This is a genomic window from Photobacterium sp. GSS17, from assembly GCF_028621875.1.
Lineage (GTDB): Bacteria > Pseudomonadota > Gammaproteobacteria > Enterobacterales > Vibrionaceae > Photobacterium > Photobacterium ganghwense.
Genome location: NZ_CP117517.1, coordinates 1704131 through 1728988, shown reverse-complemented (window position 1 = coordinate 1728988; position 24858 = coordinate 1704131). Strand labels below are relative to the sequence as shown.

Here is a 24858-nt window from a genome sequence, read left to right as displayed (position 1 = left end):
GTTTCATAGCCTAAGCTGACCCCCACAGGCGACAGGGATTGTCTTAATCCCACGACAAGTCTCACTCTCTCAACGTCTAGACTCAGACCTAATGTCGTTTGCTGAACATTCTCTGTGAATCAAACCACTCTTGATCAGCAAACACAACGTAACACCCAACCCTTCTTTCCTCTGCCCGTATCTGCGAGGTCATTATGAAACGGTTCCGCACGCTGACTATCGCTTGTTTGTCCTGCTTCAGTTTGCTTCTGGCCGCCTCCGCCTTATCCGAAACCTTTATCACAATTGGTACCGGGGGCGTAACCGGCGTGTACTACCCAACAGGAGGCGCCATTTGTCGGCTGGTGAACAAAGACAGACCGGTACATGGCATTCGCTGCTCCGTCGAATCCACCGGTGGTTCAATCTATAACATCAACAGCATTCGTGCCGGTGAGCTGGATTTAGGTATCGCGCAATCTGACTGGCAGTATCACGCGTACAACGGCACCAGTATTTTTGCCGAGAAAGGCCCGTTCAAAGCGCTGAGATCAGTCTTCGCCCTTCACCCCGAACCTTTTACCGTGGTTGCCAGAGCAGATTCAGGGATTAAAACGTTTGCTGATTTGAAAGGAAAACGGGTCAATATCGGCAATCCCGGTTCAGGACAGCGTGGCACGATGGAAGTGTTAATGAAGGCCATGGGTTGGTCGCAGTCCGATTTCAGCCTGGTCGCTGAGTTAAAAGCGTCGGAACAGTCAAAGGCCCTTTGCGATAACAAAATCGATGCCATGGTGTATACCGTGGGACACCCAAGCGGTGCCATTAAAGAAGCCACGACGGCCTGTCAGAGTGTGATTGTGGATGTTTCAGGGCCGGTGATCGACAAGCTGATAGCAGAGAATAATTTTTATCGGGTAGCCACCATTCCCGGCGGTATGTATCAGGGAAATCCCAAAGACGTGCACACGTTTGGTGTCGGGGCGACACTGATCTCTTCAGCATCAGTGGATAAGAACATCGTTTATCAGGTCGTGAAATCTGTTTTTTCCGACTTCGAGACGTTCAAGAAGCTTCATCCCGCGTTTACCCTACTGAAGAAAGAAGAGATGATCAAAGACGGACTGACCGCTCCCCTCCATGACGGCGCGAAACAGTATTACATTGAAGCCGGGTTAATGAAGGAATAGCGACACAACTCGCTGTTTACGGTAAATCGGACTGCGCAGAAAAGCAGGATGTCACTAGTCTGAAACCGATAAGCTGCATACCGGTAAACAGAATCCCGGTAAACAGAATACCGATAACACAAGAAACAAGGGAATAGACATTCCACAGCCCCCTCATTCTCTCCGAAACCGGAAAGAATGAGGATGGAACTCATGCGAAAGACTCTATAGAACCGGCTCGATTATACCTCAGAGTCAGTCGCATGAATCACGGATAACAGCTATCAGAAACGGTAACGAATACCCAGCGCGCCTTCAAGATCCGCATCAAAATCTTCAACCATGTACAGTGTCGGGCCCAGTTCACCGTAAATCTCGAAACGCTCGACCGGCACTTCAAAACCAACACCGGCACGTACGCCCAGTTTATTGTGTTTGTCGTCCACATACTGCCCGCCTACGAAGGTGTAGAAATTGTTCATAGACGGATCATTGGCCAGAGAACCCAGATTAAAGGTTTTATCTACCGCCACACCAAAGTCATCCACCCCCAGCGAGAAACGCAGATCGTGATGCTTGTACTGGACACCCGACATCGGGCTACCGAAGAAGGCACCAATAGACTGAGCCGCATGAGCCGACAGCGGCAGCGCCGCTAACAAACTTAAACCTAGAATTGCTTTTTTCATGATCCACTACTTTTTATTGCTGAATTTATGCTGGGTAATCTAGCCGCAAAAATGTCCTAATTCGAGGCCAGACCGGCAGGAATGACAGAACTTTTACAATTCTGCACACCGTTTTGCAGCTGCACTTTTCAGCATACGAACAGACAAATGCTCCTCGCCTGTAGCGTGTATCAACCATGTAGATGAAATACTCTCCGCTATTCCTGTTAAGCCATTTGACTGCGTCACAACAAAATACAGCCGCCGCACCTTGCCATACTTTTATCGCCTAATCTGTTTTACCATTTATTTATAAATCAAGGGGGATAAACAACAAAGCAAGTATACAATCACACACGCAAACGTTTGCGCATTTCATAAAATCCGGTATCATGCCGACTATTCACTGACACTCGGTAAGGATTTTCGATGATTGGTTCAGCTACCCGTTTAAACGCAACCCGTGTTCTTCTGCTTGGCTCTGGTGAGCTGGGGAAAGAAGTGGCGATTGAATGTCAGCGCCTCGGCCTTGAGGTTATCGCGGTTGACCGCTATGCAGATGCCCCGGCCATGCAAGTGGCTCACCGCAGCCATGTGATTGACATGCTTGATGGTGCCGCCCTGAAAGCGGTTATTGAGCAGGAAAAACCGCATTACGTGGTACCGGAAATCGAAGCCATTGCAACTGATATGCTGGTTGAACTGGAAGCGCAGGGACTGAACGTTGTTCCTACGGCCAACGCGACCAAACTGACCATGAACCGCGAAGGTATCCGCCGTCTGGCTGCCGAAGAGTTGGCTCTGCCAACCTCGCCGTACGCGTTCTGTGATCAGTTTGAAGAGTTCACTGCGGCTATTGAGCAGATTGGCATGCCTTGTGTGGTCAAGCCGATCATGAGCTCGTCAGGCAAAGGTCAGAGCGTGGTGAAAACAGCGGCAGACATCGAGAAAGCATGGCGTTATGCGCAAGAAGGCGGACGAGCAGGCGCTGGTCGGGTGATTGTCGAAGGCTTTGTCGATTTCGAGTATGAAATCACCTTGCTGACAGTCCGTGCTGCAGATGGCGTGCATTTCTGTGCACCTATCGGCCATCGTCAGGAAGACGGGGATTACCGCGAATCATGGCAGCCACAGCAAATGTCTGAAGCGGCGTTGCAAGCCGCTCAGGCGGCAGCAGAAAAAGTGGTGAACGCGCTGGGTGGATACGGTCTGTTTGGCGTTGAACTCTTCGTAAAAGGTGACAAGGTGCTGTTCAGCGAAGTGTCGCCCCGCCCTCACGATACCGGGATGGTCACACTGATTTCCCAGGAGCTGTCAGAGTTTGCTCTGCATGTTCGTGCTTTCCTGGGACTGCCTATTCATTCGATTACACAATATGGCCCGAGTGCGTCAGCTGTGATTCTGGCTGAAGGCATCTCTGAGAACATTCGCTTTGATAACCTGGCAACGGCGTTGGCCCGTCCGAATACTCAGGTTCGTCTGTTTGCCAAACCGGATATTCATGGTCGCCGTCGTTTGGGTGTGGCTCTGACCCGTCGTGACAGCATTGATGGTGCCGTCGATGATGCCGTAGCGACCGCTGCGGATGTAAAAGTGATCCTGTAACTCAACCTTACATCAAAACTGTGCCCTAAAGGCCGCGCTCGAAAAAGCAGGCATTACTAATCTGGCACTAAAGCCTGGTATTTTAGCTTGCATTGAGATCTAGACATTAAAAAAGGAGCCCTCGGGCTCCTTTTTATGATTCTGATTCGCTTGATTTTACGACGGGCTCATAACCAATTCGTGATTACACTTTCAGGTTATTTAGCCACTTACCACGTAATCCGTCGTTTATAACGAAATCAACCAGGCTTCTTCTGCAAACCAGCTTACCCCACGTTGGATACGCGGATGGTTCTCATCGCCTTCTTCGCGTGACAGATGACGGATCTGGTAGCCTTCGAACAAACGCTCCACTTCTTCCTTCGCCACAGAAAACGGAGGGCCGTCCATTTCATGCTGCGGGTAATCCACTGTAACCAGCAGAATACGGCCACCCGGTTTAACCAACGACAGCAGCTTTTCCACATACATCTGACGCATTGCTTCCGGCATCGCAATCAGTGCTGCACGGTCATAAACCACATCAGTCGGTTCAATGCGCGTCGAGAAAAAGTCACCGCAGTAAATGGAAATTTCATCAAACTCATACAAACTCTGGCCATTGCCCAGTGGCGTTACCAGCGGGGTATACAGGTGCTCAGAGAAGTAAGCGCGAACCGCAATCTCACTCAGTTCAATGCCAATTACCTGATTGTGTTTTTCCGCCAACCAGGTCATGTCCAGTGATTTACCGCACATCGGCACCAACACGACATCTTCACGCGTTGCCTTTACCTCCGGCCAGAAGCGTTCCAGCATTGGGTTGGTATCATTCTGGTGAAAACCGATGCGGTTTGCCGCCCAGCGGCTGTGCCAAAATTCTGCATCCATTGATTTCTTCTCATTTATTCAGGCTGACTGGCACGTTTATACCAAACTTCATCCACAATGGCTAACCGAGTGACATCACGCTGCATAAAAGAAAAACGCGATGCAACGCTTACATGATCCCAGCTCTTAGACCTTCTCAGCCGCATTCTGAGACCGTTTTAGCGACTCAGCCCCTGCATCCCACAGAGTCACGGCCAGAACGCCACCAGCATCGTTTCAGAGAGCACTTATCACACAACCACGCACCATTTCGGACAATAATCAGCCATCCTGGTGAAATGACTGCGCTAAATGCCAGCCAACAAAAAAGGATGCCTGGGCATCCTTCTTCGCTAATGGAATTTAGCAAGGGCAAAAATCCATTAAAAATTATTTCTCAATTTTCTTTTATGAGAGTCATTGAATAATCGATGTTATCTATCGAATTAAGAAATTCGGAATAGCTTGATCGAGTCACGACGAACAGTTACGCCACGGAAAGTTACTGGCTCCAGCAGGGTCATCAGCTGCTTAGAAACGAAGAACTTGCCACCGTAGCTACGATCGCCACCACGATTTACCCAATCTGCAAATTCATCTGCCAAGCTGAACATAGAGTTTCCAACAAGCAGAACCAACACTTTTGCGACTTCACTGTCATTCTGTTTATTAAACTCCGCGTCGCGAACTTTCTTACGATATTCCTCGACGATTCTTTCTAGGCACTCAAATCTGCTCATATACACCACCATAAAAAAAGAGGTGCGGATACTACTGCTCAAACCCAACGAAATCAACCCATTCAGCATGCTTTCATGACAGAATTCCGTGAATTTTTCTTTCTATTAACATCGGCAACCCAAATTACGCGAAAAATTAAGATTTAGGTCAAATTATTACCGCCACTTTAAAGTTATATTTTACATATAAGTTTAAAGCAATGACGTCGAAGGTGAGTCATGACTAACCAGGCCCCCTCCCCTGTACCATCCCCGGTTTTGCTGGGCAGTCTCGATACCGAATTAAAAACCATTCAAGCTATGGTGAAAATCTACTGCCGGGATCACCATGGGCCAACGCTGTGCGATAGCTGTCGCGACTTTTTGCACTATGCCCACACCCGCTTGGATCGCTGTCCTTACGGTGAAAATAAGCCAACTTGCCGAATATGCCCGATCCACTGCTACAAAGCCGATTACAAAGCCCTATCTCGCACAATAATGCGCTACTCTGGTCCGCGAATGTTGCTTCGCCACCCTATCCTGGCAATCCGCCACCTGATTGCGGAAAAAAGGCCGGTGCCAGAAAAACCGCAAGACAAAGCCTCTAATCGCCACAAACGCAAAGCACTGGAAGCGGAAAACACCAGAAACCAGAAACCAGAAACCAGAAACCAGAAAAGATAATCACACGCAGTAATCCGGCGCCGACTAGCGATTAGCCGCCAATCGCGTAAAAATCGACAACAACAAAAAAGGGTCACCCTCGGATGACCCTTTTGTTTGTTGTGAATCAGCTGCGTTTATCGGTAGTAATCAACGACCTGAATTTTGGTCGGTGAGTCATTCGCCACCAGCGCCATCGAGAAACGATTACCACCCAGCATTTGCACCGTCGAACCTTGCGAACCGGTAACACTCACCCCTTCAATTTTGTCAAAGCTACGTGTTTCGCTGTAATGCATATTCACAGTCAGTGTAATGTCTTTGTTGGATGACAGCTCAAACTGACAAATACCGGTCACGCAGTACACATTCAATTGCTCGTCCTGATACTGCATGGTTTGTACGTCTTTTACCGGGTTTGCTGTGATCTGCAATTTCTCACCACATCCGGCAAGCAGCATTGTCAGGGCACTCACAGCGACCAACGCCTTTAAGTACTTCACGAATTTTCCCTCAAAAGATAACAACTTGCCTCCAGTATACCTCAATCGCATTTGGATGCGGTCAGATAATCCGTACAGATACACCTAGTATTTATACGTGATTACAAAACAAGACACACAGTCTCAGCCTTGTCTTTCCTACACTCATCATGACTGTTTTTCTGGGCAGTCACTATTAGGACACCAAAAGGATACCCTCATGAAAACAATGAGCTACCGGCACACGCCCGATGTTCGGGGCGTGAGGATAACTATTGTTCAGCATATGGTTCTGCGTATGGCGATGTGGATGATGAATAGCTTAACTCAACGCATGATCTGGGGGCTGCTGTTATTACCTTTTGTGGTACTGGCGCAGCACCCGACGGGGAATGAAAAATGGCTTCATCCCCATAAACCTACCTCACAGGCTGAGATTGATGCCCAAATGCCGTTTTACCCCTCCCGCGCCAGCACCGGCGGGATGGATCTTAAACCCGAAATGTTTGAAGACCCGCAAGTCTGCAAAGGCTGCCATCAGGAAATTTACCGACAGTGGAGCCAGTCGGTAATGGCGAATTCCTGGGATGACCCTATCTATCAGGCGCTCTTTAAACGAGCCAGCGAAGCCACCAAGGGTGAGATCGATAATTTCTGTATCGCCTGTCACAGCCCAATCGGGATGACCAGTATGAAAGCGACCTCCGCCATGATAGGCAGTGATCAGACACTTCCGGGCGTGAACTGTGAGGTATGCCATAACATTTCTGAACTGTCAGGGCACGACAACGCCGCTTACGTCTTAACCCCCAATCGGGCAATGCACGTAAAACTGGGGCCAAGAACCGATGCCGAATCGCCGTACCACAAAACCGAATTCTCTGATTTACACACCCGCTCCGAATTCTGCTCCGTTTGCCACAATGTCACCCACCCGATGAACAGCACCCCGATTGAACGCACCTACGATGAGTGGCAGGAAAGTGTGTATAACGAGCAAGGTGTCCAGTGTCAGGATTGCCACATGACCCCGGGGCCGGGTACGTCAGACAACCCGGGCAAATCCGCCATCATGGGAAAAGATCGCAAGCACATTTACTCACATGATTTTTCCGGCGGTAACTCGACGTTACTGGAGTACCTGGGCCATTCGGAAAGTGCTCAGTTGTCCCGGGACATGCTGCGCTCTGCCGCAACCATTGAGTTCATGAACTTGCCGAGCCATGTTATTCCGGGCGAACCGGTAACCATTAAGGTCAAAGTGACTAACACCGGTGCCGGACACAAATTGCCAACCGGCTTCCCGGAAGGCCGTGAAGTTTGGATCGATTTCAGTGCTAGTCACGACAAAAACCGTCCACTGTATCGCTCTGGCGCTGTCGTTAACGGCGAAACAGAGGCCGGAACCCGTAACTTTAAAGTCTGGCTGGGAGACAAAAACGGCGACATTGTGGATCTGAACGTCTGGGAAGTTGACCGGGTTCTGGCAGATAACCGGATCCCCCCCAAAGGCTTTGCCATTGTCGATTACACGTTTGTGGTCCCTGAGGACAGCAAAGGCAAGCTGACCCTTGCTGCCAGTCTGAAATACTGGCCTTTCTCTCAGCATTTGGTCGACGAACTATTGGGCGCAGGCAAAATGAAAGTGGATATCGTGGAGATGACGGCGGCAACCACAACACTGGCTGTCAAAAATGAGCCTTTGCCAAACCTGATTGCTCAGGATAGCCACCATTAACTATGTTGATTACTTTCAATCACTTAGCAATCAGCACGGCATAACGCTTAATGAGAAAACTTGGTAACTAAGAATAAGCTGAGTAGCTTAGAATAAGCTGGGTAAAGAAAATGGATACTTAGTTTATCACTGTCTTTAAGCCCAGCGTCCTTCGCATTTGCCCCGTGTCCCCTGAGTAACGGGGCAAATGCGTAGCTGGCCAAGCCAAGCCAAGCCAAGCAGTTAAAACTAAGGACATTCAAAGCTTATGCTTTCAGTTCCTTACTGGCTATTGTTGTTAACCAGCCATTCGTCACGGGTAATGCGATACAGGCAATGGCGTTTTACAGCAATGGGTTTATCCAATAAACGGGGGTGGTCAAAATCCTGCCCCGTGTTGCTCATACCAATTTTATCCATCACCTTTTGCGAAGGAATATTTTCCAGCGTGGTAAACGCATACACTGCGTCGGCGATGTTTTGTTCGAATGCAAAACGCAAGGCTTCCCGAGCAGCTTCCGACGCATACCCTTTCAACCAGTGAGATTTGGCCAGACGCCAGCCAATTTCCACAAAGGGCGTATTGGGAATAGCAACGCCTTCTTCCTGAAAATGCAGACCGACAAAGCCGATAAACTCACCGGTTTCTTTGAGCTCTGCTGCCCAGAATCCCCAGCCGCGCTGGCTAATCAGCCCCTGAATTCGGCTGGCCCCTGCATCGCTTTCTTCCCGGCTCAGCGGAGCGGGAAAATAGCGCATCACCTCTGGGTCTGCGGTCATATCAGCAAAAACCGGCAGGTCTTCAGCCTTCCAGCTTCGAAGTCGTAATCGTTTAGTTTCCAGTTCAAAAATTCGCTGCGTCATAATCAGTCCTGATGCCAAAATGTGGTGAAGTGAATGGCTCATCCCTCTTACTCATCCCTACGATGAGAGAAATTCGCTGAGGGTTCGCACAAAATGATAATGCATGGCACACCTGAGTTAACTCAGGGATCCAGAACTGGATTGAGAGCGGTAAAAACCGTAAACCGCATGGTTCAGAATACGATCGCCAACTTTTTCTTTGCGAGTTATGATGCCTTCCAGCGTCATCCCTAATCGCTCACACACGGCCCTGCTCGGTGTATTGTCTTCGGCAGCAGAAATCTGGACTTTTTCCATCGCCAGTTCACTGAACGCATAATCGATCAGATGTCGGCAGCAACGTGTCATGATGCCCTTACCCTGGCAGGATTCCGCCATCCAATAACCAATCTCGGCCACCTGAAGCGTAGGATTAATGCTGTTGAAGCCAACGTTTCCAATGATCTCGCCGCGGTATTCAATTGCGCAGTTCATGGCAACGCCGTCAGCATATTTGTGCAGCGAACCTGCCACGAACTGCCGAAAATCCTCTTCGGTTGAACACACTGCCGGCCAGGCCAGCCATTGAGAAAGGTACGCTTTGTTCTCCGCCGCCAACTGGACATAGCGGGGAACAAAACGCTGGTGTACCAGACAAAGGTTTATTTCATCATCAAGCTTCCATTTGAACAAAATGCATCTCCTTTCATAACAATATTTTCACGTTATATCAGGGTATTGCATTAATCCAGTGATTTCTTGAACCGCAGTGAAGCTACAATCAGACCGATAACGGTAAAGCCTACCAGCCACACCGCATCGCGCCACAGATCGGCCAGATCAGCCCCTCGTAAAATGATCCCACGGATCAACCGAATGAAATGGGTAGCCGGCAACGCTTCTGAAATCCATTGCGCCGGAATCGGCATGGCTTCATACGGAAAAATAAAGCCGGACAGCAAAATCGATGGTAGCAGGATGAACACTGTCATCTGCATCGCTTGCAACTGGGTTTGCGCCACGGTTGAAATCATCAGGCCCAGTGTCAGGCTGGCGGCGATAAACAGCAGCGTCCCGAGCAATATCTGGCTCAGGGAGCCATTAATCGGTACATCAAAAATGAAATGCCCCAACCCGAGAATGATGGTGACCTGAATCAGGCCGACAAAAATATACGGAATAATTTTGGCGATCATCAGCTCCAGCGAATGTACCGGCGTGGTAATTAACAGCTCCAGATTGCCGCGTTCACGCTCGCGCACGATGGCCGCAGAAGTGAAAAGGATCATAGTCATGGTCAGGATCACCCCTAACAACCCCGGCACAATATTAACCGCCGAGCGCCGTTCCGGGTTGAAAAACAGAGCCACCTCAAAAGTTTTGGGCGGCGGTGGCTGATAATTGACCAGCTCTCTGAGCGGCATAGTCTGAAGCTGGAGCAGTGCGGTACTCACCATGGTGTCAGAGCCGTCCACCAGCCACTGACCGACCGTACGCTGTTGTGCCACTCGCTGCGTCAAATCTTTAGGCAGCACCAGTACCCCGCGCACCAGCCCCTGATTAATGGCTTCCTCGGCTTCAGCCACCGTCGGATACCGATGGATCACATGGACCACCTGTGTCGCTTTCACCGATTCGGTGATCATCCGTCCCAGTGCCGATTCACTCTGATCAACGATCGCAATCGGGATATTACGGACATCCGTATTGATGGCGTAACCAAACAACAGCAGCTGAATGAGCGGAATCATGACAACCATGCCAAATGTAATTCTGTCCCGCGACAACTGGCGGATCTCCTTGCTCATGATGGCTTTCATTCGCAGCAGGCTCATCACACAGGCACGCAGAAATGTGACCTTCTCTTCCACTCTCATTGCCGTCCCTCCCCGCCGGTGGAGGTGACAAACACATCTTCCAGACTCGGTCGTGCCAGATTCAATTGTTCAGAGCGCAGTTCAGGAAACCGACTGGTCATCCAGGCAATCGGATCTGCCACTTCTTTTCGCACCAGCACCCGCAGTCTTACTCCCAGCTGAGCGGCAGAGCGCACTTCTGCACATTTCAGCAATCGTTCCTTAAGCTGACGGAGCTGACTGGCTTCCACTTCCACCACGTTCACGCCCATTTCCTGCATCAGCCGTTCTGGCGGACCATCGGCCCGCACCACGCCAGATTCCATGATCGCCAGAGCGTGACAGCGTTCAGCTTCATCCATGTAATGGGTCGTCACCAGTATCGTGGTGCCCTGATCACATAAATCAAACAACTGCTCCCAGAATTCACGCCGATTTTCGGGATCCACCGCAGAGGTCGGTTCATCAAGAAACAGTAGATCCGGCGCATGCATCGTCGCTGCAGCCAGTGCCAGTCGCTGGCGCTGACCACCACTCATTTCTCCGGCGCGCTGTCTGGATCGCTGATCCAGGCCATAGGTCACCATCTGCTCCTGAATACGAATCCGGCGCTGCCGCGCCGGTATGCCATAGATTTCACCGATAAATTGCAGGTTTTCAAATACCGAAAGGTCATCGTACAGCGAGAATTTCTGGGTCATGTAGCCAATACGGCGTCGTAACAACTCTGCTTGTCTGGGAATCGACAAGCCAAGAACTTCCACCTCGCCAAAGGTCGGGCTCAGCAACCCGGTTAGCATCCGCAATGTCGTCGACTTACCGCACCCGTTCGGACCGAGAAAACCATAAATACTGCCTTTCGGCACCTTCAGGTTCAGCCCTTCAACGGCGGTAAAATCGCCGAACTTCCGGGTCAGCCCGCTGGCTAAGATGGCATAATCACTCATCCGGCATCTCCACCTGCGCCGGCACCCCGGCGGGCAGTGAACGCGCTGAGTCCGGCAGATCGATTTCCGCCAGATACACCAGTCGGGACCGATCCTGCTCATTGAGGGCGTAGTAAGGGGTGAACGCCGGTTCGGTGGCTATCCAGCGAAGCGTGCCGCTGAATGGGTCACTGACACCGTCGACATACACGGTCAGGCTGTCACCAACGGTCAGTTTCACCCGATACGGCTCAGGCACGTACACTCGGGCATACGGTACTGTGTCGGCCTGAATCGCCGCGACAATGGCATTGACGGGCACGCGTTCACCGACATTGTACGGCAGGCTATCCAGCACACCGTTTCGGGTCGCCACTACCGTTAAATCGTCGAGTACCTGTTCCTGCAGAGCAACTTCCGCATGGGCAGCAGCCAGCGCGGCTTCGGCCTGTTTAATATCTTCAGGGCGCTCCCCGCTGGTTAGCTTCGCCAGATCTTCTGACGCTGACGCCACATCGGCACGAGCGGCATCCCGCTCTGCCCGGGCTTTGTCTCGCTCGGCGTAACTCAGCAGTTTCTGGTCCACCAACCGGTTAACACGCCGGTAATTTTGCTCGGCTTCCCGTAACGTTGCTTTGACGCGTTCAAGACGGGCCGCCGAGGCCGCAATGTCTTCCGGTCGCTCGCCATTTGTCAGTCGCAACAAAAAAGCTTCTGCCTTGGCCTCTTCCGCCCGGGCCCTGGCCAGAATGGCCACTTGCTGCTTGGTGTCCAGTTTGACCAGTACCGCGCCTTGCTGGACGTAATCCCCTTCCGCTACCGGCTGCTCACGGATAATCTCATTGGCTGTTGCGGTAAGAGTGACCCTGTCACGTTCAATCGTTCCCAGTGCCTGCTTTGGTGGCTGACTGTCGCAGCCTGCCAGCGCGATCATCGCGACTCCCAGCCAGATTCCCTTTATTCCCATACGCCAACCGTGCTCTGTTGTCTATTTAGCAAAAAGTGTAGCGGGATTGCCCGTAAATAGAGTGGGTTAGATTCACACTCTGCGCATAAAGAGGTGAATGAAATGTCACTTTTACAACAACCTCTCCGTTCTGCGCATACTTGAAAGGCATCAGAAAGCTGAGAACATGCCACCGCCGTCTGACACAGGTACTCTCGCCATAACCAACTGCCACAAAACATAAAAACGCTAACAAGCGCTTTTTTGCGGGAAAAGATTGTGATACACCATGAGTCACTTTATTATCCCACCGCATAAACGTACCCCTACAGGATTTATTAATGAAAGGTATTCTCTCGATTCAATCCCATGTCGTATATGGCCATGCGGGCAACAGCTCGGCCGTGTTTCCGCTTCAGCGCATGGGCTTTGAAGTCTGGCCGATTCATACCGTTCAGTTTTCTAACCATACCCAGTACAAGGAAGGCTGGACCGGGCGCACGTTTGATGCGCAGGACATTCACGCATTGGTCAACGGCATGTCTGCCATCGGCCAACTGGCCAATTGCCAAGCCGTGATCAGTGGTTACCAGGGTAGTGCCGAGCAATGTGCCGCGATTGAAGACACCGTCAAGAAAGTAAAAGCTGAGAATCCGGCCGCGCTTTACGTTTGTGACCCTGTGATGGGTGCCCCAGACAAAGGGTGTATTGTGGCTCCTGGTATTGCCGAGCAGCTGATCAACACCCTGATGCCAATGGCAGATATCATCGTCCCGAACCAGTTTGAACTGAGCCAGTTTGCCGGGATGGAAATCACGTCACTGGGCGATGCCATTGAGGCGTGCCGTGTTGCGCTGAACAAAGGACCGAAGATGGTGGTGGTTAAACACTTACACAGCGTGTCGGACGAGATGTTTTCAATGATGCTGGCAACAGAAGCCGGTTGTTGGCTGGCACAGCGCCCTCACCTGCCGTTTGATAAACAACCGGTTGGCGTGGGTGATCTGATTTCAGCCCTGTTCACCGGTCAGTTCCTGGCACAAGGTAATGCCGTGGAAGCTTTCGCTCACTGTAACGATGCGTGCTACGCGGTGCTGAAAGAAACCGCCGCCCGTGGCGAATGGGAACTGCAAACGATCGCGGCACAAAACGAGATCGTGACACCGGCGGAACGTTTTACCCTACAGGCGCTGTAACCGCTTTTTTCTTGGCTAAACTGTGGCGGTAAAAACGCTAGCCATCATAATGCCAATCAGCAGCAAAAAGCCCTGCATTGTAGCAATGCAGGGCTTTTCATTTAGAGCACAATCACTGTCCGAGTCAGCAGGTCAGAGCCAACGCCTAACCTGTTGCAGGTATTGTGGATAGGAACCCGGAAAAACTTTTTCCAGCATGCGCTCTTCCGGCTTGATCTGAAACTGGGTCAGATACCATGCAAAGCCGACACTCAGCATGATACCTGCCCCACTGGCCAGCCAGCATGACCATGCCAGTAACATCAGTAAAAAGCCCAGATACATAGGGTTGCGGGTCACACGGTACACACCTGACGTCACCAGAGCTGATGAGGCATCCGGAGTCATTGGGTTCACCGTGGTTTGCGCACGTTTGAAACTAACAACACCGCCCCATGCTACGCCAATACCCGACAGCATAAGGATTACAGCCAGCCATTTCCCGCTCACCATCAGTCCACTGACCGGAGGAACGTACGCCGCAGCAGCACCTACCGCAATACCAAACACCAGTAACAACACCAAAGGTGGTATACGTAACTCTAATGATTTCATCGTTTATCTGCTTCCATTCTCAAACAACTTGTATCCTTTCTGTATCTTACTTCAGGGCCGAGCTTCAAAACTGAGCTTCAAAACCGAGCTTCAGCGCTTTCCGTTTTCTCTGGCACTGGTTCTGGCTTTAGCACAGCATGATCCTCACTGCTCAGAAGGAGCTTCGCAGTATTCCTCAAATGCCTCTGTTGTATTCTCAAAACCGATTTTCTCAGCAAGCTCCCATGGGCGTTCGCACTGCTGGGTTGACTCACACCAGCTATAACCCGCCGAGGCTTTACACCCGTGTTCATCACTGTCGCCGCCCACTTGATTGTCATCAGCCTTCTCGTTTGAGCTGGTTTCTGCGGCAGCATCCGGTTGTCCCGTCGACTCTGGTACATCTTGCTCTGGGGTATTGGCTTGCTCAAGGCCGTTTGCTTGTTCAGGACTGCTGACTTGATCAGCGCCGGGCGCTGGTGATGACTGACTGTCCTGAGCCGGTTCACCGCACCCTGAAAGCATCAATGCTAACGCAAGCCATCCCGCACCATACCATTTCACACCGTTTTTGCTATTCACCTGGTTCATTTCTGACTCCTGAATATTGACCAAATTGCGATGTTAAGACACTGAATCAGTGTAGTTTTATTTTTGAAAAGAAAAAAGCCACTCGTAGCGAGTGGCTTGTTGTTAATTTCGTTTAATACGGTTTATTGCGGTTTAGACAATATCCTCGGGAAACCGCAATCAGTAGTGGAACCGATCCAATACCGCGTCCGCAACTTTCTCAGCAATTAACCGGTGTGTACTGGTCGTCGGATGTGTCACGCCCCAGAACACATAGCTGTCAGAACCGTAGGTCGCGCAGTCATTCCTCAGTGAATGACTCATCAGGTAGTCTTTCGCGGAGTTGCGGTTAATATCCAGACACGAATCCGTGGCATTACGGAAACCAAACTGCTGCGGGTTCGCGGTCAGATCTTCAAACAGACGGTGCGTGTCAAACAGTGCCACATTGACCCCTGCCATCTGATACTTCATCACCTCGGCTTTCAGGAAGGTGTTGTACGCGTCGATTTTCTGTTTCACTTTCTGCGCTTCGGCAGGATCCGCATATTTAAACTGCGGTGCTTTCGACGCATCCGGCAAGCTCAGAATGACAATGTGCTGCGCGCCATTGCTGGTCAAGCGATCCATCGCCTTGGTGAAATCACGACTAACGTCTTCAACGGAGCGGTTATAATTCACGAAGTCATTTAATCCGAACTCCATCGTAAACAGCGAGTTTTCCGGTCGGTAATTCTTCGCCATCTTCATGTAGGTCAGATAAGATTCAACCTGATCATGAATCCCGGACAACAGTAAATACTGAGTGTCGCCAGCGGCTCCGCCGACGGCCCAGTTATACATTGGCAAGCCCATTTTTTCTGCCAGGTATTCCGTCCAGACAAAACCGTTTGAAAAATGGCCCAGAAACCAGGTATTGCTGTTCGGGAATGTCCATTGTGACGCGTTGAAGAAATTCCCCGTATCCGAAATGCTGTCACCCAGACTGATCACTTTATTGATTTTCTCTGGCTGGTTCGGCTTATCGTTTGTCCAGAATGTGTGGTTATAGGAATAACGCATATCTGAAGCAAAGAATGTCAGATCCCTGGTGTCATGCTCAACCCCAATGGTCTCTTCACAGCGATCTTTGATGGTTTGCTGCGGTGTGTCCGTGAAGAACATATTCATCAACGACACGGAAGAGTACCAATATCCCGGCACAGTGTAATAGCTGCCGTCCGGATTTTTCGCCCACTCCCACTGTGTGGCAGAATCATCATGGTTGTAATGCGGACGATACCAGCAACGTACATAGGTGTAGGTATTGTCATTCTGCACCAGGCTGATTTGAGCGGCGGTAATTTGCTCGGCACGTACCGGCATTTCAGTGGCCATTATGGCGTTACCAACTGGCCACTCAGCGGCGGACAACAGAGTTGCGGGTAACATTAAAGCGATGGATAAAGCTGTTTTTTTCATTCTTATTTTACGTGACATTTTTATTTTACGTGACATTCTTGTTTTCCGTGAATAGATATCTTGCCAACATCTAGCCTGGCAACGTGACAGCCTGACCACATAGAAAGCTGGCAGACTGTCAATGGTCATACACGTTTATGGTCGAACGGTGCTGAAATCTGTAAACCGACTGGTATACAGAACCCCAACGGGTTTCTCGGCGGTATCGTCCAGCGTCACAATGGCCGGTTTTGCATCCGAAGCGCCTGCACTGGCATCAATGGCGTTGATCGTACGGTCATGATTGACGGTATACAGAACGTCATTGGCAAAGCTGTTAGGCTCTTGCCAGTACCAAACCTGGCTGTTCGGCGCGTAATCAGCATGACACTGATTGCTCAGGGTCAGCTGACCACCTGCACTGTCGAGACAGTAATCCAGAAACTTAACGCTGCGGTAACGTTGCTCCTGGTCATAAACGAACGACTGCGATGTGGCACCTTCCACACAAGATGTGAACGAGAGCTGTTTGTCTTCTCCCACAGTCAGGCACTGCGCACTGTCCTGGCTCAGATACGTCGATTTGATCGTGACGGCATCAGCCCCCAGGAACCACGGACTGTTCCAGTCAACACTGAGCGTAAACTCATCGTGGTAAGCCAGTTTTTCAAAGTCTCGGTTTTCCTGCCAATCTGGATCAAACGAGGTTTTCTCTTTCCATAACTGACTGCCGGAGGCATAGCGACGACCAATAATCCAGCGGTTGTGACCAAACAACGCCAGCCCCTGCACCGTGGTTTTCACGCTGATATCTGATGTTCCTTCCACCTCTGGTTTCGCTGCGACTTTGGCAACAAAATCAGGTCGCATCCCACTCACTGCCAGAGGGTTATTCTGCTTCAGCTTGTCAAAGTCCCACGGTTCACCGTATTTATCGTCATAGTCCCAGCACCAGCCATCAGCGGTTCCTAAATCACAGAACCCCTGTTCTGCCGGTACTGCTGAGCCATAACGGTTATTGACGTAACGAATACTGTAACCGTCCGATTTTGTATCGGTGACCAGAGAAAACTCTTTCTTGTTGGTAATGGTGTATTTATCGCGAAACGTGTATTCAATGTCTTTAAGCGGTATCTTTGCCGAAAAACCTAAACCTAATTTAATACTGGTGCTGGTTTCTTTTTCTATTTTTGAATCAACCTGATCCTGCATACGCGGATATAAATCATTAAAATAAATCTGTCCTGATTTCAGTTTTTCTGCATCATGGACAAGAATATCTACATTTACCGCATCGAGATATTCGTTATACACATAACTGGTGCTGCTGTTATGGTTCCAGCGGTAATAAATACTGGACCAGTCATTTTCCAGTCCCATATCAATGCCTGACCCTTCGGCCAGTACTACTTCCACATATTTATCTTTATCACCAGAGCGAGAATAAAAGGGCGACTTACTGTAATAGCGCACTTTATATTTCAGTGTTGCGTTACCATCGCCCTCACGCTCCACCGTAAAACGGCGATGAAGGACAAATTCCATGACATTGCCATTTTCTTCTGCCAGCGCACGTTTGACACGACGAGATGGGTTCTGCTCAGCAGATTGCCCCAGATCATGTTCCAGTTGCTCGACCAGATAATCGATATCCAGGTCATCCAGTAGATATATTTCACGTTTGCGAATCTCACCCGGACGGGTGATCAGTAAATAACGGGTATCAACCCCGATACCGAGCAGGCCCATCGTAAAGTGTTTGCGCTCTGCCTCATCCAGGTGACCGAGGTTCAGAGCCAGATAGTCACAATCCGCGGGAATCATCGTTTCGTTGCCAAACAGATGGCATTCCTGACGGTAGTACGCCGTCGAACTTTGAAACGCGTCTGCCACGGGGTCTGGTAAACCCTTGTTCGCTAATGCTACTTCCGGTGAAACAGAGACAGAATAAGAGGTTTCCGGAATAGCGTCGGTAGACGGAGTTACAGCCAAGGCGGGACCAGCAAAAAAGCCCCCTATCAGTGCCAAGCCAAATGCCGTTTTTTGACCACTCAAGTAACGAGCCGAGTGATGAGGGGGATGATAAAAAGGTTTGTCACGGCCGCGGAGCGTAGCGCTTCGAATAGCCCTGAATAGCGTGTTGTGTATGACCATAGTTATTTCCAAGGTTATTGTTATTCACATTCGTAAGCAGAATGTGGGCGGATTTTATGCTCCGCCGGAATATACAACTACGGGCAATATTCACATTTGAGTGACTGCTGTAAAAATTAGACAGCTTTTCAACATGCAAGCGAAAAAATGCCAACCATGCATTGAAGGGATGATTTATTACCGTCACTTTGGGTCTGATTTATCACTAATCATCAGATTTTTGGTCGAATTTATGACTCATCACAGTAAATCATGTAGTCGATTACACTGTCGATATATCAGTATCCGTTACAGGAAAAAGTGAGTCATTCAAAAAGGACAATGGGTAATTAGGTGAATGAAAAAGGAAGAGATGCCCATAAAGTTAGCCATTTGCTATCTGCTTTCAAGAGCTATCTGTTTTATGAGCCATCCGTTTTATAGCCACGGATGACTGAATTGCAAAAGAATGAGTCACTTAATAGCTAAATCACAACCACAACCTTCATAGCGATAACACAAAGTGCGTACCAGAACGATATTCGAATCCCAGCCTGATAAAAAATTGTCTGGATCGCACATTGCCGTCATCAATATCTGCAATTGCTTGCTTGATGCCATAACGAGATGCCAGTAACAACAATGCCGTCACCGCTTCTGACATGTATCCCTGACGCCAGTAATCAGAATGCAACAGGCAGCCGATTTCAGCTTCCGTCCGGCAGGTACTAAACGAATGAATCCCGCATGTTCCAATAACCATGCCTGACCCTTTGAGTGATACGCACCATTCAAAAGATACCCCTTTTCGGTGTAAATTTTCGACACTTTGCAGCATTTTATCGACTGTAGAAATATCGGTAAAAACCGGGTCAGCCGCAAACTCCATCACCGCCTTATCGCTGTAAATTGAATATAATGCCTCTCGGTCTTCATTCTGTATGGCTCTTAATATTAACCTTTCGGTGTCGATGACCGGTAATATCATCCCTGCCTGTAATGTCATAGACTCTCCTTCCGATGGAAATTTATTTATGTGACGTTATCCGTTTTATTAAAACTAGATATTCGCAATCTTAGCGCGCTCTTCTGGTGTCGGAATACAATCACTGAATTTTTCATCCAGCCAATGGATGAAAGTATTTTCAAGTTCAGTCGGCGCCGTATCCTGTCGCAATAAAATATAATTATATCCCGATGGGTTAAAACCAAACGGGGCAATTAAATTTCCCCGCCGAAGATCATCCGCCACAAGCGGGTAAGGCCCCATTGCGGCCCCAAGACCGTCAACCGCCGCCTGAAGCGAAAAATAAAAATGCGCGAATGTTTGCTGGCTGTTATTTGCAAATCCTGCGTACCCGGTACGACTTATCCATTCCGACCAGGCTTCAGGCCGTGTTTGGGTGTGCAATAATTTCACCTGTTCGATCTTCTCTTTCATTTCATCCCAGTATCTGGGCGCAAATACCGGCCCCACCCACTCTTCCGTCAGGTGACGTTTCTGATAATCAAACACGACCGGAAAGTCATCCCGACGTATGGCCATCGCAATACCGGACGGACCTAACGTTACCGCGCCTCCCGCCGTTGACAACCGAATGTCAGTTCCGGGGTGTTCAGTATAAAAATCAGATAGCCTTGGCATCAGCCACCGCATCGTTAACGTAGGCTCACAGGAAATATCCAGGCTCTGCTGATTCAAGCCAACCACGGCTTCAACCCCTGCTTCCAACGTAGAGAATGCCTGCCCCGTATATTCAGACAGGGTTTTACCGGCTTCTGTCAGCACCACATGTCTGCCCTGACGTGCGAACAGCGTAAGCCCCAGATAACCTTCCAGCACTTTGATTTGTTTACTGACCGCTCCGTGAGTCAGATTCAACTTCTCTGCCGCTTCCGTAAAACTGCTCGACAGCGCAGCCTGATGAAAAATATAGAACGCTTTCAAGTGTCTCACTGTGAATTTTTCTCACACATCATCCGAAATCTCTTCGATTATAGTCAGCCCTGACATTGGCTACAATCACCCTCAACCTAAACATATATACGGAGAGCAACATGGATATTTGGGGTCTGGCATTGCTGGGAATTTTAATTGTGATCAGTCCAGGAGCAGACTTTGTTCTGGTTTTACAAACCAGTCTCAATGCCGGACGTAAAGCCGGTGTATGGACAGCGCTGGGAATCAGTGTAGCAATCACCCTTCACATCAGCTATTCCATGCTCGGGTTAAGTTACTTTATCTCACAAAACCCGACACTGTTTGCTGCGCTGCGATACCTGGGTGCTGGCTACCTGATTTATCTTGGAGTCAAAGGACTGCTGTCAAAGGGTCAAACGCTACACATTGAGCGCAGAAAAACTGAGGAACAATCCGGCTTTTATTATTTCCGGCAAGGGCTGCTCTGCAATGCGCTGAACCCTAAAACGATGTTGTTTTTTCTCAGTGTCTTCAGCCAGGTCATGATGATTGACACCACCAGCCAAACCATCCCGATGTTTTATGGTTTGTATATGATTGCACTGCACGGTCTTTGGTTTTCAGCTGTAGCCATGTTACTGACCTCTGATGCCTGCCAGTCATTGCTGCTGTCAGCCAAAGAGCATATCAATAAACTGTGCAGCGCCGGATTAATTGCGTTTGGGGCATCATTAGGATTGCTTGGCTAACTAAAATCTGACAAACACTCAGGCTAAAAACAGCGCTGTCCAGCGACACCACAACCGTGCCTTGCCATTTTGTGCATTCTCTTGCCATTGTGTGGATAGTTTTGCCATAAGGCATCGAACAAACTCGGTGAGGTTGTCGCTGGACAGACTGGATAAGATTTCGCCACACAAGCCATTGATAATGAATAAAAAACAAACGAGCCAGGCTCTATTTACGGTAAAAGTGTGACAAATGTATCAAATTGATTTTTATCTCATTGCTGAGACAGACCATTCAGCACTAGTATCAATCCCGTAGTCAGGCAGAACGTTATGCGGACATCGTATAATGGTATTACCTCAGCTTCCCAAGCTGATGACACGGGTTCGATTCCCGTTGTCCGCTCCAGATGTTCACTGACTCATCACTTAAGGTTGTATGCGGTGGTGGCGGAATTGGTAGACGCGCTAGCTTCAGGTGCTAGTGTCCGCAAGGACGTGAGGGTTCAAGTCCCTCCCTCCGCACCAAACCTTGAGATACCTTTCAGATAGCACTTTTCAAAGCTGACATTCTCTGTTGCGTTCCTAAATATTTTTAAGATGCATCCGTGCAGCTTTCACTTTCTAGCGTTTCTGCTGCTGAATCATGGTTGCAATACCCACCAAAATGGGTGACGCATACTCATAAAACGCTTTCAACCCAGAGCAAAGGTAGTTGAGCCCAATTTCGCCTTCTGGCGTTTTGATCAACCTGTTTTTCGGGCACTCTCCCCAACACAAATTCAAGTGATCGCACGATAAACAGTAGTCAGGCAAACTATCCCGTTTTGACATGCCAAACGCTTCCTGACGAACAGAAAACACTATGTGATTGAGCTTGTGATCTCGAATGTTACCCAGCTTGTATTCCGGATAGACAAAGTGATCGCACGAATAGACACTACCATCATGTTCAATCGCGAGCGCTTTACCACAAAACTCTGAAGTTACACACAACTGAGAGGGATACCCCATGGTTTGGGCCACGGCAGTTTCAAACAGATTGACCAGTACCCGGCCCAGATCATGATTCACCCACTCTTCAAACACCACTTTTAGAAAGTTGCCCCAGTCATCCGGGTCAACAGACCAATCGGTAACCACAGACATTGGGTGACCCGGTTTACTCAGTTCTGACCCAACCACTGGCAACATCGATGCATTCCAGAATTGTGGCGCTGTTGTTTTAAATGCATTGGCTTCAACACAAGGCGTAAACTGAATGTAGGTGGCTCCCAGATCTTTTGTCAGGAACCGATAAACTTCAAGCGGAAACTTCGCGTTGTGCCGATTCACAACAGTCAAAGCATTAAATGGCACATCATGTTTTCTCAGGCACTCAACGGCACGCATAACAGCATCAAACGTCGGTTTGCCGCTTTTTGTTACGCGGTATTTATCGTGAATCTCTCTGGGGCCATCAATGGATAATCCAACCAGAAAATGATGTTCTTTGAGGAACTGACACCAGGCATCGTTCAGCGCAATTCCGTTTGTCTGCAAGTCATTATGAATTGTTACACCTTTTGGCTGATATTTTTTCTGCAGCGCGACAACGTTGCGAAAGTAGTCAATACCTAACAGCGTTGGCTCGCCTCCCTGCCAGGAAAACACGATTTCATTGCCATCATGACTGTTTATATAACTCTGGATAAAGTGTTCGAGGGTTTCATCATCCATGCGAGGTTGTCGAGGCTGATGCAATAACCCCTCTTTATGGAGATAGAAACAGTACTGGCAATCGATGTTGCACTTAGCTCCACCCGGTTTCGCCATTACATGAAACTGGCGGGCATAGCGTGCTTGTCCTGATGGGTCCTTCTCTGCCGTTTTCAGTGGCACAAGAGACATTCGGGTCGTATCGCTGGTTTGCATACGTCGCATAACATTACACGTCCTGTGACAAATCGCTACTCAATACGCAGAGCCCAATCACAAACCATTCACAAAAAACCACAAGTTAGTGCTTGGACTCTGCGTTCAGCATCATGCTACTGCTGTGTCTTTTTCATCGCATCTTCAATGGTTTTCGCCATATCAAATGTTGAGCCACCCTGTACCGGCGGGTATTTCACCAGTGACTCAACGTGTTGCTGAACCATTTCACTGATTGGTGCCAACAGCCACGACACTTTCTGAGTCAGGTGGCCATAGGCATCGATAGAATCATAACTCTCGAACGGGTCCGCTCTCAGGTTATAGACCTTAGGCTTGGCCTGACTAACGAGGTTGTCATAGTAGTGTTCTGCAGTCGCAAAGTGGAATTTCCAAGGGCCAACCCGGACTGCCGATAGCTGACTTTCAAAGTAATAAAAGATAGACGTGCGGGCGGATTTGTCGCTGGTACCCTGCCAGTAAGTCAGGTTATCAACACCATCAATATATTGTTTTTTCTCATCCATCATTTTCTTGCCGACATCCTTAACACCGGCAGCAGAAGCTAGGGTGGTAAACAAGTCCTGATGCCCCTGAATACCGTTTAGCGTTTTTCCGGCCGGTAAGACTTTCGGCCAACGAACCATCATCGGCACCCGGACACCACCTTCATAAGTCGTCATTTTTTCGCCCCGGAATGGCGTAGTCCCACCATGAGGCCAGGATGAATGCTCGGGTCCGTTATCGGTGGTGTAAATGACAATCGTGTTTTCTGCCAGCCCCCGTTTTTTCAGCTCATCCAAAATAAAGCCAATATCATCATCATGCTGAAGCATGCCGCTGCCGTAGAAATCATACTCACTGGTGAAATTTTCTGCGGCATAACGCCATTTATCATTGAGGCGGGTATATAGGTGCATTCGGCTGGTGTTAATCCAGGTGAAGAATGGCTTATCGGCTTCAATGGCCTTATCAATGAACGTCAGGGCCGCCGGGATCATTTCGGCGCGGTCGAAGTCTTTCATCCGTTCATTGCCCAGGGGGCCGGTATCGGTACACTTCTGCTTACCAACCACTCCAAAACGCGGATCTTCCGTGGCATCTTCAGCCTCTGTTGCAAAGCAATGCAGTACGCCGCGGGTTCCGAATTTCTTACTGTACTCTTCTATAGAGCCGGAATAGGCTTTCGCGAAATTCTGGTAATCGCGTTGCTCATGCTCTTCCTGGGTGTTGAGGTGATAAAGATTGCCGAAGAACTCATCGAAACCATGCACCGTCGGTAAGGCAAAATTGTGGTCACCCAGATGGTTTTTACCGAACTGACCAGTGGCATATCCCGCCTCTTTCAAGACTTCAGCCAACGTTGGAGACTCTTTCTTGAGCCCCAACGATCCGCCGGGCATCGCCACCGTTGTCATACCTGAACGTATCGGATACTGACCCGTTATAAATGCAGCACGGCCAGCCGTTGAACTCGGCTGCGCATAATGATCGGTAAACTTGAGACCCTCATTGGCAATCCGGTCAATATTCGGGGTGGTATAACCCATCGTCCCCTGACCATAGGCACTCACATTCTGCCAGCCAATATCATCACCAAAGATAACAACAATATTTGGTTTATCCTGCTGCGCCAACACACTCCCCGGCAGCAAGATACCAATAACAGAAGCTAAAGAAGTTAGCCGCGTGGTACTTATGGTCTTCTCCATGTGCTCATCCTTATAGATAAGTAAATGCCAAATGACATACTCAAGCATAGACGCCAATCACAAAGGGGTAGAAGACATGGCATGGTTGGAAAGAAAAATCAGAACCAGATTCAAGAATTCAGGGCTCAATCAGTAAGCCGTACAGCGACAATGACCCGTAATCCTCCTAAAAAGGCGGTCGAAGTACTTGCATCAGCAGTCTAGAAATGTGAGGTAATTAACAGCCTTATTTTATTGAATCAACCA

At 49.3% G+C, this 24858-nt stretch carries 23 protein-coding genes and 2 tRNA genes; 8 read left to right on the top strand and 17 right to left on the bottom strand.

Annotated elements, in window-relative coordinates:
• The first annotated feature begins 194 nt into the window (after positions 1–194).
• Positions 195–1169 (top strand): TAXI family TRAP transporter solute-binding subunit, encoded by a 975-nt coding sequence (locus tag PGW97_RS07675; protein ID WP_047886672.1) that lies wholly within the window; start codon positions 195–197, stop codon positions 1167–1169.
• 263 nt (positions 1170–1432) lie between these two features.
• On the opposite strand, the gene PGW97_RS07670 is transcribed toward PGW97_RS07675, so the two are convergent.
• Entirely contained in the window at positions 1433–1837 is a 405-nt protein-coding gene (locus PGW97_RS07670; RefSeq protein ID WP_047886671.1) for a hypothetical protein, read from the bottom strand.
• Positions 1838–2245: 408 nt separating this feature from the next.
• On the opposite strand from PGW97_RS07670, the gene purT reads away from it, so the two are divergent.
• Positions 2246–3421, top strand: coding sequence for a formate-dependent phosphoribosylglycinamide formyltransferase (purT, locus tag PGW97_RS07665; protein ID WP_273859545.1), 1176 nt, complete (start codon positions 2246–2248; stop codon positions 3419–3421).
• A gap of 228 nt (positions 3422–3649) precedes the next feature.
• Here purT and PGW97_RS07660 read toward each other — a convergent pair whose 3' ends face one another.
• Together PGW97_RS07660 and PGW97_RS07655 are read right to left on the bottom strand one after the other, a co-directional pair.
• Entirely contained in the window at positions 3650–4291 is a 642-nt protein-coding gene (locus PGW97_RS07660; RefSeq protein ID WP_273859544.1) for a thiopurine S-methyltransferase, read from the bottom strand.
• A gap of 425 nt (positions 4292–4716) precedes the next feature.
• Complete coding sequence (locus PGW97_RS07655) at positions 4717–5010, bottom strand: hypothetical protein (protein WP_039461086.1); 294 nt, start codon at positions 5008–5010, stop codon at positions 4717–4719.
• A gap of 219 nt (positions 5011–5229) precedes the next feature.
• Here PGW97_RS07655 and PGW97_RS07650 point away from each other — a divergent pair, with 219 nt between their 5' ends.
• A complete protein-coding gene (locus PGW97_RS07650; RefSeq protein ID WP_273859543.1) occupies positions 5230–5676 on the top strand; it encodes a nitrous oxide-stimulated promoter family protein in 447 nt (148 codons plus the stop codon).
• Between the two features lie 116 nt (positions 5677–5792).
• On the opposite strand, the gene PGW97_RS07645 is transcribed toward PGW97_RS07650, so the two are convergent.
• The gene (locus PGW97_RS07645) at positions 5793–6158 is read right to left on the bottom strand and encodes a hypothetical protein (protein WP_053061915.1); all 366 of its coding nucleotides are present in this window, start codon (positions 6156–6158) and stop codon (positions 5793–5795) included.
• Positions 6159–6357: 199 nt separating this feature from the next.
• Between PGW97_RS07645 and PGW97_RS07640 the strand changes: the two genes are divergently transcribed.
• Positions 6358–7875: a multiheme c-type cytochrome gene (locus PGW97_RS07640; protein ID WP_254463179.1), complete on the top strand. Its 1518-nt coding sequence runs from the start codon at positions 6358–6360 to the stop codon at positions 7873–7875.
• Between the two features lie 261 nt (positions 7876–8136).
• Here the strand turns inward: PGW97_RS07640 and PGW97_RS07635 are convergent, their stop codons facing one another.
• The 5 genes from PGW97_RS07635 to PGW97_RS07615 all read right to left on the bottom strand — a co-directional run bounded on the left by PGW97_RS07635 (position 8137) and on the right by PGW97_RS07615 (position 12446).
• Positions 8137–8718, bottom strand: coding sequence for a GNAT family N-acetyltransferase (locus PGW97_RS07635; protein WP_273859542.1), 582 nt, complete (start codon positions 8716–8718; stop codon positions 8137–8139).
• A 117-nt stretch (positions 8719–8835) separates the two neighbouring features.
• A complete protein-coding gene (locus PGW97_RS07630; RefSeq protein WP_217393103.1) occupies positions 8836–9390 on the bottom strand; it encodes a GNAT family N-acetyltransferase in 555 nt (184 codons plus the stop codon).
• Between the two features lie 50 nt (positions 9391–9440).
• Complete coding sequence (locus PGW97_RS07625; protein ID WP_273859642.1) at positions 9441–10535, bottom strand: ABC transporter permease; 1095 nt, start codon at positions 10533–10535, stop codon at positions 9441–9443.
• A 35-nt stretch (positions 10536–10570) separates the two neighbouring features.
• On the bottom strand, positions 10571–11500 hold the full coding sequence (locus PGW97_RS07620; protein ID WP_217393104.1) for an ABC transporter ATP-binding protein: 930 nt from the start codon (positions 11498–11500) through the stop codon (positions 10571–10573).
• Positions 11493–12446 (bottom strand): HlyD family secretion protein, encoded by a 954-nt coding sequence (locus PGW97_RS07615; RefSeq protein ID WP_047886664.1) that lies wholly within the window; start codon positions 12444–12446, stop codon positions 11493–11495. The genes PGW97_RS07620 and PGW97_RS07615 overlap by 8 nt, the downstream gene beginning before the upstream one ends.
• A gap of 320 nt (positions 12447–12766) precedes the next feature.
• Here PGW97_RS07615 and pdxY point away from each other — a divergent pair, with 320 nt between their 5' ends.
• Complete coding sequence (gene pdxY / locus PGW97_RS07610; RefSeq protein WP_273859541.1) at positions 12767–13621, top strand: pyridoxal kinase PdxY; 855 nt, start codon at positions 12767–12769, stop codon at positions 13619–13621.
• Between the two features lie 132 nt (positions 13622–13753).
• On the opposite strand, the gene PGW97_RS07605 is transcribed toward pdxY, so the two are convergent.
• From PGW97_RS07605 to PGW97_RS07580, 6 genes are all read right to left on the bottom strand, one after another.
• The gene (locus PGW97_RS07605) at positions 13754–14215 is read right to left on the bottom strand and encodes a methyltransferase family protein (protein WP_273859540.1); all 462 of its coding nucleotides are present in this window, start codon (positions 14213–14215) and stop codon (positions 13754–13756) included.
• Between the two features lie 144 nt (positions 14216–14359).
• Positions 14360–14785 (bottom strand): hypothetical protein, encoded by a 426-nt coding sequence (locus PGW97_RS07600; protein ID WP_273859539.1) that lies wholly within the window; start codon positions 14783–14785, stop codon positions 14360–14362.
• A 159-nt stretch (positions 14786–14944) separates the two neighbouring features.
• Entirely contained in the window at positions 14945–16225 is a 1281-nt protein-coding gene (locus PGW97_RS07595) for an SGNH/GDSL hydrolase family protein (RefSeq protein WP_273859538.1), read from the bottom strand.
• Between the two features lie 135 nt (positions 16226–16360).
• Positions 16361–18259 (bottom strand): hypothetical protein, encoded by a 1899-nt coding sequence (locus PGW97_RS07590; protein WP_273859537.1) that lies wholly within the window; start codon positions 18257–18259, stop codon positions 16361–16363.
• Positions 18260–18842: 583 nt separating this feature from the next.
• Positions 18843–19343, bottom strand: a complete 501-nt coding sequence (locus tag PGW97_RS07585) for a GNAT family N-acetyltransferase (RefSeq protein WP_273859536.1) — start codon at positions 19341–19343, stop codon at positions 18843–18845.
• 54 nt (positions 19344–19397) lie between these two features.
• Positions 19398–20294: a LysR family transcriptional regulator gene (locus PGW97_RS07580; protein WP_273859535.1), complete on the bottom strand. Its 897-nt coding sequence runs from the start codon at positions 20292–20294 to the stop codon at positions 19398–19400.
• Positions 20295–20395: 101 nt separating this feature from the next.
• Between PGW97_RS07580 and PGW97_RS07575 the strand changes: the two genes are divergently transcribed.
• From PGW97_RS07575 to PGW97_RS07565, 3 genes are all read left to right on the top strand, one after another.
• Positions 20396–21007, top strand: coding sequence for a LysE family translocator (locus PGW97_RS07575; protein WP_273859534.1), 612 nt, complete (start codon positions 20396–20398; stop codon positions 21005–21007).
• 314 nt (positions 21008–21321) lie between these two features.
• Positions 21322–21395: transfer RNA gene (locus PGW97_RS07570), tRNA-Gly, on the top strand.
• Between the two features lie 32 nt (positions 21396–21427).
• Positions 21428–21514 (top strand) — tRNA-Leu (locus tag PGW97_RS07565).
• 96 nt (positions 21515–21610) lie between these two features.
• Here PGW97_RS07565 and PGW97_RS07560 read toward each other — a convergent pair.
• Complete coding sequence (locus PGW97_RS07560; RefSeq protein WP_443147122.1) at positions 21611–22876, bottom strand: anaerobic sulfatase maturase; 1266 nt, start codon at positions 22874–22876, stop codon at positions 21611–21613.
• 140 nt (positions 22877–23016) lie between these two features.
• Entirely contained in the window at positions 23017–24612 is a 1596-nt protein-coding gene (locus tag PGW97_RS07555) for an arylsulfatase (protein WP_047886656.1), read from the bottom strand.
• Between the last annotated feature and the right edge of the window lie 246 nt (positions 24613–24858).

Bases quoted from the DNA above. Each gene is read 5' to 3' on its own strand.
- PGW97_RS07675 (WP_047886672.1), top strand. From the start codon at position 195: ATGAAACGGTTCCGCACGCTGACTATCGCTTGTTTGTCCTGCTTCAGT.
- PGW97_RS07670 (WP_047886671.1), bottom strand. From the start codon at position 1,837: ATGAAAAAAGCAATTCTAGGTTTAAGTTTGTTAGCGGCGCTGCCGCTG.
- purT (WP_273859545.1), top strand. From the start codon at position 2,246: ATGATTGGTTCAGCTACCCGTTTAAACGCAACCCGTGTTCTTCTGCTT.
- PGW97_RS07660 (WP_273859544.1), bottom strand. From the start codon at position 4,291: ATGGATGCAGAATTTTGGCACAGCCGCTGGGCGGCAAACCGCATCGGT.
- PGW97_RS07655 (WP_039461086.1), bottom strand. From the start codon at position 5,010: ATGAGCAGATTTGAGTGCCTAGAAAGAATCGTCGAGGAATATCGTAAG.
- PGW97_RS07650 (WP_273859543.1), top strand. From the start codon at position 5,230: ATGACTAACCAGGCCCCCTCCCCTGTACCATCCCCGGTTTTGCTGGGC.
- PGW97_RS07640 (WP_254463179.1), top strand. From the start codon at position 6,358: ATGAAAACAATGAGCTACCGGCACACGCCCGATGTTCGGGGCGTGAGG.
- PGW97_RS07635 (WP_273859542.1), bottom strand. From the start codon at position 8,718: ATGACGCAGCGAATTTTTGAACTGGAAACTAAACGATTACGACTTCGA.
- PGW97_RS07620 (WP_217393104.1), bottom strand. From the start codon at position 11,500: ATGAGTGATTATGCCATCTTAGCCAGCGGGCTGACCCGGAAGTTCGGC.
- PGW97_RS07615 (WP_047886664.1), bottom strand. From the start codon at position 12,446: ATGGGAATAAAGGGAATCTGGCTGGGAGTCGCGATGATCGCGCTGGCA.
- pdxY (WP_273859541.1), top strand. From the start codon at position 12,767: ATGAAAGGTATTCTCTCGATTCAATCCCATGTCGTATATGGCCATGCG.
- PGW97_RS07605 (WP_273859540.1), bottom strand. From the start codon at position 14,215: ATGAAATCATTAGAGTTACGTATACCACCTTTGGTGTTGTTACTGGTG.
- PGW97_RS07600 (WP_273859539.1), bottom strand. From the start codon at position 14,785: ATGAACCAGGTGAATAGCAAAAACGGTGTGAAATGGTATGGTGCGGGA.
- PGW97_RS07595 (WP_273859538.1), bottom strand. From the start codon at position 16,225: ATGAAAAAAACAGCTTTATCCATCGCTTTAATGTTACCCGCAACTCTG.
- PGW97_RS07585 (WP_273859536.1), bottom strand. From the start codon at position 19,343: ATGACATTACAGGCAGGGATGATATTACCGGTCATCGACACCGAAAGG.
- PGW97_RS07575 (WP_273859534.1), top strand. From the start codon at position 20,396: ATGGATATTTGGGGTCTGGCATTGCTGGGAATTTTAATTGTGATCAGT.
- PGW97_RS07560 (WP_443147122.1), bottom strand. From the start codon at position 22,876: ATGTCTCTTGTGCCACTGAAAACGGCAGAGAAGGACCCATCAGGACAA.
- PGW97_RS07555 (WP_047886656.1), bottom strand. From the start codon at position 24,612: ATGGAGAAGACCATAAGTACCACGCGGCTAACTTCTTTAGCTTCTGTT.